11 protein-coding genes are annotated in these 6,754 nt (G+C 61.9%); 7 read left to right on the plus strand and 4 right to left on the minus strand.

Translation table 11 applies throughout. From position 1 onward, the window contains the following. Positions 1 to 383 precede the first annotated feature (383 nt). Both VFZ97_13035 and VFZ97_13040 read left to right on the plus strand, forming a co-directional pair. On the plus strand, positions 384 to 614 hold the full coding sequence (locus VFZ97_13035) for a hypothetical protein (GenBank protein ID HEX6394357.1): 231 nt from the start codon (positions 384 to 386) through the stop codon (positions 612 to 614). Beyond that, the gene (locus tag VFZ97_13040) at positions 611 to 988 is read left to right on the plus strand and encodes a PIN domain-containing protein (protein ID HEX6394358.1); all 378 of its coding nucleotides are present in this window, start codon (positions 611 to 613) and stop codon (positions 986 to 988) included. The genes VFZ97_13035 and VFZ97_13040 overlap by 4 nt, the downstream gene beginning before the upstream one ends. 61 nt (positions 989 to 1,049) lie before the next feature. On the opposite strand, the gene VFZ97_13045 is transcribed toward VFZ97_13040, so the two are convergent. Continuing rightward, positions 1,050 to 1,535, minus strand: a complete 486-nt coding sequence (locus VFZ97_13045; GenBank protein ID HEX6394359.1) for a hypothetical protein — start codon at positions 1,533 to 1,535, stop codon at positions 1,050 to 1,052. 4 nt (positions 1,536 to 1,539) lie between these two features. Next, positions 1,540 to 2,136 carry a TetR/AcrR family transcriptional regulator gene (locus tag VFZ97_13050; protein ID HEX6394360.1) on the minus strand — a complete coding sequence of 199 codons (597 nt, stop codon included), beginning with the start codon at positions 2,134 to 2,136 and terminating at the stop codon, positions 1,540 to 1,542. 78 nt (positions 2,137 to 2,214) lie between these two features. On the opposite strand from VFZ97_13050, the gene VFZ97_13055 reads away from it, so the two are divergent. Beyond that, positions 2,215 to 2,742: a hypothetical protein gene (locus tag VFZ97_13055; protein ID HEX6394361.1), complete on the plus strand. Its 528-nt coding sequence runs from the start codon at positions 2,215 to 2,217 to the stop codon at positions 2,740 to 2,742. Positions 2,743 to 3,023: 281 nt separating this feature from the next. Here the strand turns inward: VFZ97_13055 and VFZ97_13060 are convergent, their stop codons facing one another. Next, complete coding sequence (locus VFZ97_13060; GenBank protein ID HEX6394362.1) at positions 3,024 to 3,302, minus strand: hypothetical protein; 279 nt, start codon at positions 3,300 to 3,302, stop codon at positions 3,024 to 3,026. A 304-nt stretch (positions 3,303 to 3,606) separates the two neighbouring features. Here VFZ97_13060 and VFZ97_13065 point away from each other — a divergent pair, with 304 nt between their 5' ends. Then, complete coding sequence (locus tag VFZ97_13065) at positions 3,607 to 3,978, plus strand: MmcQ/YjbR family DNA-binding protein (protein ID HEX6394363.1); 372 nt, start codon at positions 3,607 to 3,609, stop codon at positions 3,976 to 3,978. Positions 3,979 to 4,163: 185 nt separating this feature from the next. Here VFZ97_13065 and VFZ97_13070 read toward each other — a convergent pair whose 3' ends face one another. Next, positions 4,164 to 4,586 carry a hypothetical protein gene (locus VFZ97_13070; protein HEX6394364.1) on the minus strand — a complete coding sequence of 141 codons (423 nt, stop codon included), beginning with the start codon at positions 4,584 to 4,586 and terminating at the stop codon, positions 4,164 to 4,166. Positions 4,587 to 4,666: 80 nt separating this feature from the next. Here VFZ97_13070 and VFZ97_13075 point away from each other — a divergent pair, with 80 nt between their 5' ends. The 3 genes from VFZ97_13075 to VFZ97_13085 all read left to right on the plus strand — a co-directional run. Continuing rightward, a complete protein-coding gene (locus tag VFZ97_13075) occupies positions 4,667 to 5,086 on the plus strand; it encodes a MarR family transcriptional regulator (GenBank protein ID HEX6394365.1) in 420 nt (139 codons plus the stop codon). 196 nt (positions 5,087 to 5,282) lie between these two features. Next, positions 5,283 to 6,200 (plus strand): TIGR03621 family F420-dependent LLM class oxidoreductase, encoded by a 918-nt coding sequence (locus VFZ97_13080; protein HEX6394366.1) that lies wholly within the window; start codon positions 5,283 to 5,285, stop codon positions 6,198 to 6,200. A gap of 203 nt (positions 6,201 to 6,403) precedes the next feature. Continuing rightward, positions 6,404 to 6,754 (plus strand): transposase (locus VFZ97_13085; protein HEX6394367.1); only part of this gene is annotated, 351 nt, incomplete at its 3' end.

Consider the following 6,754-nt stretch of genomic DNA (forward strand, 5'->3'; position numbering starts at 1 on the left):
CGACCGCGCAACGCGTCCACCGCGCACAAAGCCGGCGAACGCGACCAGAAGTCCCCTGACGGGACTTCAATATCCATTATCTCGACCGGACTGACCGGGCCCTCAAGGCTTCCCCTCCGGGCGGCCTTGACCGCCCTACCCCCGACGACCCACTCGCCGAGCGTCACCCTCGCGCGCCCACACGTCAATTAACACTCGCCCGGCATCACGAACACAAACCAAAACGGACTCCGCGGGCGGAGACTCTGCTTGACAAAACCCGCTTCTTCAGACATGCCGTTCTGCGCTTCAGAATCTGGGCAGTCGGACGGTTTCTTGGGCGTGTGTTCGGGCGTCTCCGAACCCTTAGCCCGCCGGGCCGCTCCCGTGGTATGATAGGTGGTATGACCACCAGCAAGATTGCCGTTAGCCTGCCCACCGAACTGGTGGAACAAGCTCAACGGGCGGTAGCCGCTGGTAGAGCGGCCAGCGTCAGTGCTTATGTTGCTCGCGCGCTTGAGGAGCAAGCCAAGCTCGACGATCTAGCGTCGCTCTTGGAAGAGATGCTCGCAGAGACCGGAGGACGCTTGACAGCTGCTGAGCGCAAAGCGGCCGATCGTGCTTTGGGACGATGAGAGGCGCGATTCTTGACACCGGAGCATTGGTCGGATTTGAACGCAACGACAGGCGCGTCGTGGCCATCGTCGCTCGCGCCCTCGAACATAACGACACCTTGGTGGTACCGGCAGGAGTGGTGGGGCAGGCTTGGCGAGACGGTGCTCGTCAGGCCCGCCTCGCGAGGCTCCTCGGATCCCCGCTGTGCGAGATAGTCGCGCTGGATGACCGACGCGCTCGAGAGGCGGGCCAATTGTGCGGAGTCGCCCAGACATCTGACGTCATTGATGCTTCGGTGGTGGTAGTCGCCCGCGAACGAGATGCCAGAGTGATCACCTCCGATCCCGACGATCTGCGACAACTTGATCGCCATATCGATCTAGTCGCCATCTGACTATTTCTAGTAGATCACCCGAAGTGCCGATCGGCTCCTTGGTGACTGGCTGGGGCTCGGATTATCGAGCGGATGTTCTGGGGAGTCCCCGATCAGCCACGTCGACGATCCTTGCAGCCGGCTCCTGCCTAGTCCTTATTGCTCTCACGCCTGCGAGAGCGAAGGCGCTATCGGCGGTGATTTCGATCACGGCGGTTAACCACGAGAACCACGTCACACCCGAATGGGGCGCAGACACGAAGCTGTCGCTCAGGAAATGAATCCACTTGGGCAGCACGTGAGCATAGGTGAAAAGGATGGCACTTCCAAAGCCAACGAAGATGGCGATCTCGGGGGTACGACGGTAGCGGGTGAAAGTCAGCACAACCGCAGTTGCGACGAGCACCGCCTGGATGAAACCGCCAATAACAACCGACTTGGGGGAGGCTGAAAGGCCACGACGGAGATGATCCATTCCGTGCACTCCAACCGCAATGGCACAAGCGACTGCAGTTACTCGCAGCACCCCGTCGCTCGTAGCTGGGGCGTTCCCGAGGTGGAGGTTCATTTGCTCACCTCATCGACGCCCCGAGGTCAGTTGTCACGAGGGCGCTGAAGGCCAGATCGAATTGCCTCTGGCGAGCGTCACCGCTGACCAGATGGGGAACCAGGTGTTTGGCCTGAAGCAGCCCAACGTAGATGGAGCCCACCAGCACCGCTCGATCGAGAGCCTCGGTCGAGTCCCACCCGAGCTGTTCGAACTGGGCGGCCATATACGTGATGCGTCGCTGCGAAACCCGACGGGCCGCTCGGCGGACGATGGGGTGCTCAGGGTTGGCGAGGATTGCGAGTTCCGCGGCCCGGTCTGGCGATGGCATCTCCGAAGCGCCGGCGAAGAGCAGCTTCAGCCGCTCGGCCGGGTCCGGCTCCTGATTCAGTCTCTCGATGACCGTATCAGTGAGCTTCCTCTCCCATTCGGAAAGCGCCGCCTCGATCAGAGAGTCACGGTTCTTGAAGTGCCAGTAGAAGCTGCCCTTGGTCGCTTCGAGTTCGGCAGCAATGGGCTCTATCGCCACGGCATCGACCCCGCCTCGCCCCATTGCTCGAAATGCAGCTCTGGCCCAATCGTCGGGCGTCAACTGCCGTTTGGCGGGTTGGCGTATTACCATACGTTGGCGTATGGTAGCCCATACGCCTACGTATGGAGCAAATCGAGGATAGGCGAGCGTATGAGTGGAGGAGGAACCGTGGAAGTCGGAGTAACACACGCAGCGTCGGTGTCGAGCTTGGTAGGCGTAGACGAGGTGCCGGAGGTGGTGCGCTCGCTCATCACCCTCGCCGAGCCCGATTACGCCGATCTTGTCACCCTCCAGACGCCTCGAGCCGGGGAGAGATCAGCAGAGGGATGGGCGAGGGCCGTCCTTGAAGAGGCCCCGGTATCGCGGCGCAATGCCAGACGCCTGTGGCGCCTGATGGGTTTGCGTCTCGGACCAAGCCAATCGCACGACTACATACAAGGCTGGAAGATCACCCAACGCGGGGACAACTGGATCCGAGCTGAAACCTCCTCGTGGTACGCATCTTGCCAAGCGGTGTGCCTGGTCGAGGCCGGCCAAGTCTCGGTGTCACTGTCCCTGCGCTACGACCGGCCTCTCGTTGCCCGATCAGTATGGGCTCTCATAGCGGGCCTCCATCAGCGAGGACTGCCCGTCATGCTTCGCCAAGCCGCCAAGCTGGTCGAAGCCGACTCAGAACCTCACCTTGACGCATCCTAGGTTGGCCCTGGTCGCTGCGTAGCTGGGACAGCGCCCGCGGTGCCGTTCTGCATCCTGAAGGTGGATCAGCCAGCAGGACTATCGGGCGCACAATCTGCGTTGAGACCCGGCGAGGTTATGGCTAGATGGTCATCCGTGGCATTCGTTTTGTCCCGGAACGTTCCGAAGGCAAGCAAGCCAAATTAATTGGTTCAGCGCCATCAGGTAGATCGGCCAGCCGATGTCAACGAAACTCGTATGGAGGGCGGCCGTGGCGCCGGCGGCCGCGGCGAGGGCAGAGATCAGGAAGGGAACCGGGATCTCCGACTTGGGGTCCCGGTAGGTCTAAGGATCATCGCTACGCACGCCAAGCTGTCCGCGACGATGGCCAGAAGGATGGCTACCGACGGGCTCGAGGTGATCTGCCAAGCGAATATTGCAACGGCGGCGAGCACAAGGCTGACGAACTCGAGGCGGCCGGCGACTCTGGATCCGTTCTTGAAGGCGATCCCTGCGATCAGCCAGCAATAGAGAAACGATGCGCCTGGCACTGCCGCTGACCAGGTCGGATCGGTAATCACCTGGGCCGAAAACGCAATGCCGCTAACAACCGCCCCGGCACCCTATGCCAGCACATGCGGGCGGACCGTCTTCTTGATCGAGACCGCAATGTACGGAACTGTGGCAGCAAAGTAGCCCACACCTGAACACGTCCCCACGAGTTCCCTCCACACCATAACTCAGATTACGGCGTCGCCTATATCTCTGCGTCTCGGCTATCGGCTCCGGGAGTTGCCGTTCGGCGCATCAATGCGCTCGGTTGGCCCAGATTCTGATGCGCGCATTTTGAAGCGAGCTTCTCCTGGGAGCGCTAGCTTCGACTCGATGGCCGCAATGAATCTTGAGGATCGGATCCGCGCGATCTGTTTGGCTTTTCCGGGGGTCTCTGAGCGACTGAGCCATGGATCGCCGGCTTTCTTCGGGGGCAAACAGTTCTTAATGCTATGGCCCAATGGCCACCATGATCACGACTTCCCACATCTCTGGTGCGCCGCACCACCGGGAGCTCAAACAGAACTTCTCACAACCGAGCCTGACCGCTTCTTCCGGCCGCCTTATGTAGGAGGACGCGGCTGGATCGGCATACGTCTCGATGGCGAAGTCGACTGGGACGAGGTGGCGGCCGTCTGCGAAGAAGCTTTCCGAGCTGTTGCGCCGAAGAAACTAATTGCTGCCCTCGATCTTGGTCTGAGTTGACTGAATTCGCCGTCTGGCTCGCCCGACAGCGAACCCATCCAAGAAGTGCCGTTCGGTGCTCATGTTGCGCTGGCACGGCCCGGATTCTCGATCGCTCGTTCTGGCGTGAACGATGAAACCTTCGGAGACGACCGCGCCGGCTACTCGATAGGGTCGGAGTCCTTTAGGTGGTACTGGGTTTGCTATCACTCGCGGTTTTGCGGAAGTCCCAGAACCTGCCGGGCTCGGGTGATGATCTCGTTGAGCACGCTGGCGGCTGAAGCGACGTCGGCGTCAGGGAGGCCCTCCCAAATCGACCCTGCGACCTCTGTGATCCTGGCCTGAACGCCGGCGGCTATTTCGTTGCCGGAAGGCGTGAGCCTGCCGTCATCGAGCAGACCACGGGTGGTTAGGTGTTCCACGAGGTCTTCGGCGTTCGTGAAGTATGCCTGATCGGTGAGCGCTAGCTGGAGGCCGTCGGCATCGACCTCGCCGTCGAGCTGCCTGGCTAACCGCAGCGTCACCCATTCGGGCTCAGTAAGCCCCGTGGGTTCCAGGAACCGTTGGAGCAGCGCGTTTAGGGTCTTTTCGGTTTCACCGATGAGTTGAGGGCCAAATGGAGTGGGCATCTTACCTCCAGGATTTCTGACTCGTTGGATGGTCCAACGAATGGAGGTCGTTGGGTATTCCAACGATCTAGGATGAGTGCATGCCGCCCCTCAAGAGGGTCGCCGGAAAGCCGACCTGGTTACTGAGCCAGGCCAACGCCCGCGCGCAGGCGTTGCTATCCGAGCGGTTCGCAGCTGAAGGGGTCCGCGGTTACCACTTTCGGATCCTGGCGGCTCTGGACCAGTACGGGGCGAGTAGCCAGGCCGACCTCGGTCGGCACACCGGAATCGACGAAAGCGAAGTGGTCGCAACCATGAAGGATCTGCTCGCGCGAGGGATGGCCTCCAGCCGAACGAACCCCCTCGACCGGCGGCGAAAGATCGTGACAATCACCAAGAGCGGGTCCCGCTTGTTGGAGCAACTCGACACCAGACTCGCTGAAGTCCAGGAGGCATTCCTAGCTCCACTCTCAACCAGCCAACGGCGAGCCCTCGTAAGCCTGCTCGAGCAACTGTCGTGACGAAACCTAGGGGTCGATCGTGGGTGCACCCGCGTCAGACGCGTGGACGCCCGAGGTGATCTGCGCTCGTTAGCTCGTGCTTACGGCCGGATTCCGGATCGCGCGTTCTGCGGTGCAGGATACGGGGTGACGTCCCGGGGGCTGGCGCTGTGCTGGAGCGGCTGCGGCGGGACTCTGGACCAGATAGACAGGGGTTATGCCGCGCCCGTTCCGCTTTGGGGTCAACACGACAGCGATCCATTCTCGGTCTGCATGGCAAGACAGAGCCCGTCGCCTAGAAGCAGAGGGGTGGTCGACGGTTTTGGTCCCCGATCACCTGGGCGGCGCCTCCACGTTCGCTCCTCTTATTTCAGCAGCCGATGTGACTACGGACCTGCGAGTGGGCAACCTGGTTGTCAATAACGACTTCTTCCATCCCTTGCGACTCGCCCAGGAAGCCGCCACTGTCGATTTGCTCACCGACGGGCGACTCGAGCTGGGTCTCGGTTCTGGATGGAACGAGCCGGAATACCGACTCCTTGGACTTGCCTACGACCGGCCGTCCGTGCGCGCCGCTCGACTTCGACAGGCCGTGGCGACAATGAAGGACGCGTGGGCCGGACACCCGCGTCTGCCGGGATCTGGAGACGAGGAAGGACCCACGGCGGTTGCAGCTCCGCGCCAATCCCCGCATCCGCCGCTGCTGATCGGAGGTCACGGTGACATGATCCTGTCTCTCGCGGCCACCGAAGCAGACATCATTGGCCTCACGGGTCTCACCTGGACTGGCTCTTCTCTTGCTCCGACCGGTGCCACCCCGGAGGCTTTGATGGAACGGGTGCGATTCGTTCGTGAAAAGGCCGGTCCTCGATTCGACGAACTCGAATTCAACATCTTGACTCAGGTCACCTCGATAGGCGGCGATCCTGAATCGACCATCTCCTCCCTGGCGTCAACCCTCGGCGTCAAGCCCGACGTCATCCGCGGCAGCCCACTCACCCTCATAGGATCGGTGAGCGAGGTCGCCGACAAGCTCGTCGCTAACCGCGAACGGCTTGGCATTTCGTACGTAGTCGTCTTCGACGCAGCCATCGACGATATGACCCCCGTAGTGGCACAACTGGCCGGTCGCTAGGTCCTCCGAGCACGACTATCGCGGGGCTCACAGACGTGATGCGATGAAGCAGCGGGTCGCCGCTGTTTGCGGGTTGGTTCGGCTGGTGCGCTGAGCCGCCGCCTATGTCGAAGAGGGTTGGGTCCTTCTCTCGCCGGGAGGGACCGGGTGTTGGCACACTCGGGCCTTCCACAGCAACACCCTCACGACGAAAGAAGGTTCCCGTGAATAAAGAGTATGTGGGTATCGACCTGCACCGCCGCCGGTCGGTCATCGTGCGAAAGAACGCCCAGGGCGAGTTGGTCTCCAAGACCCAGATCGTCAACGACCCGTTGGCGTTGGCCGAAGCGGTCGGCGCTGCCGGCCCGGAGCCGGAGGTGGTCATCGAGGCCACGTTCGGCTGGTACTGGGCGGTTGATGTGCTGACCGAGATGGGGGCCAAGGTGCATCTGGCCCACCCGTTGGGCAACAACTGGGGTAACCGGCGGGTGAAGAACGACGAGCGCGACGCGGCCGACTTGGTTGACTTGTTGCGCATGGGACGCCTGGCCGAGGCGTGGATCGCCCCGCCGGAG

The sequence above is a fragment of the Acidimicrobiales bacterium genome, from assembly GCA_036378675.1.
Taxonomy (GTDB): domain Bacteria; phylum Actinomycetota; class Acidimicrobiia; order Acidimicrobiales; family Palsa-688; genus DASUWA01.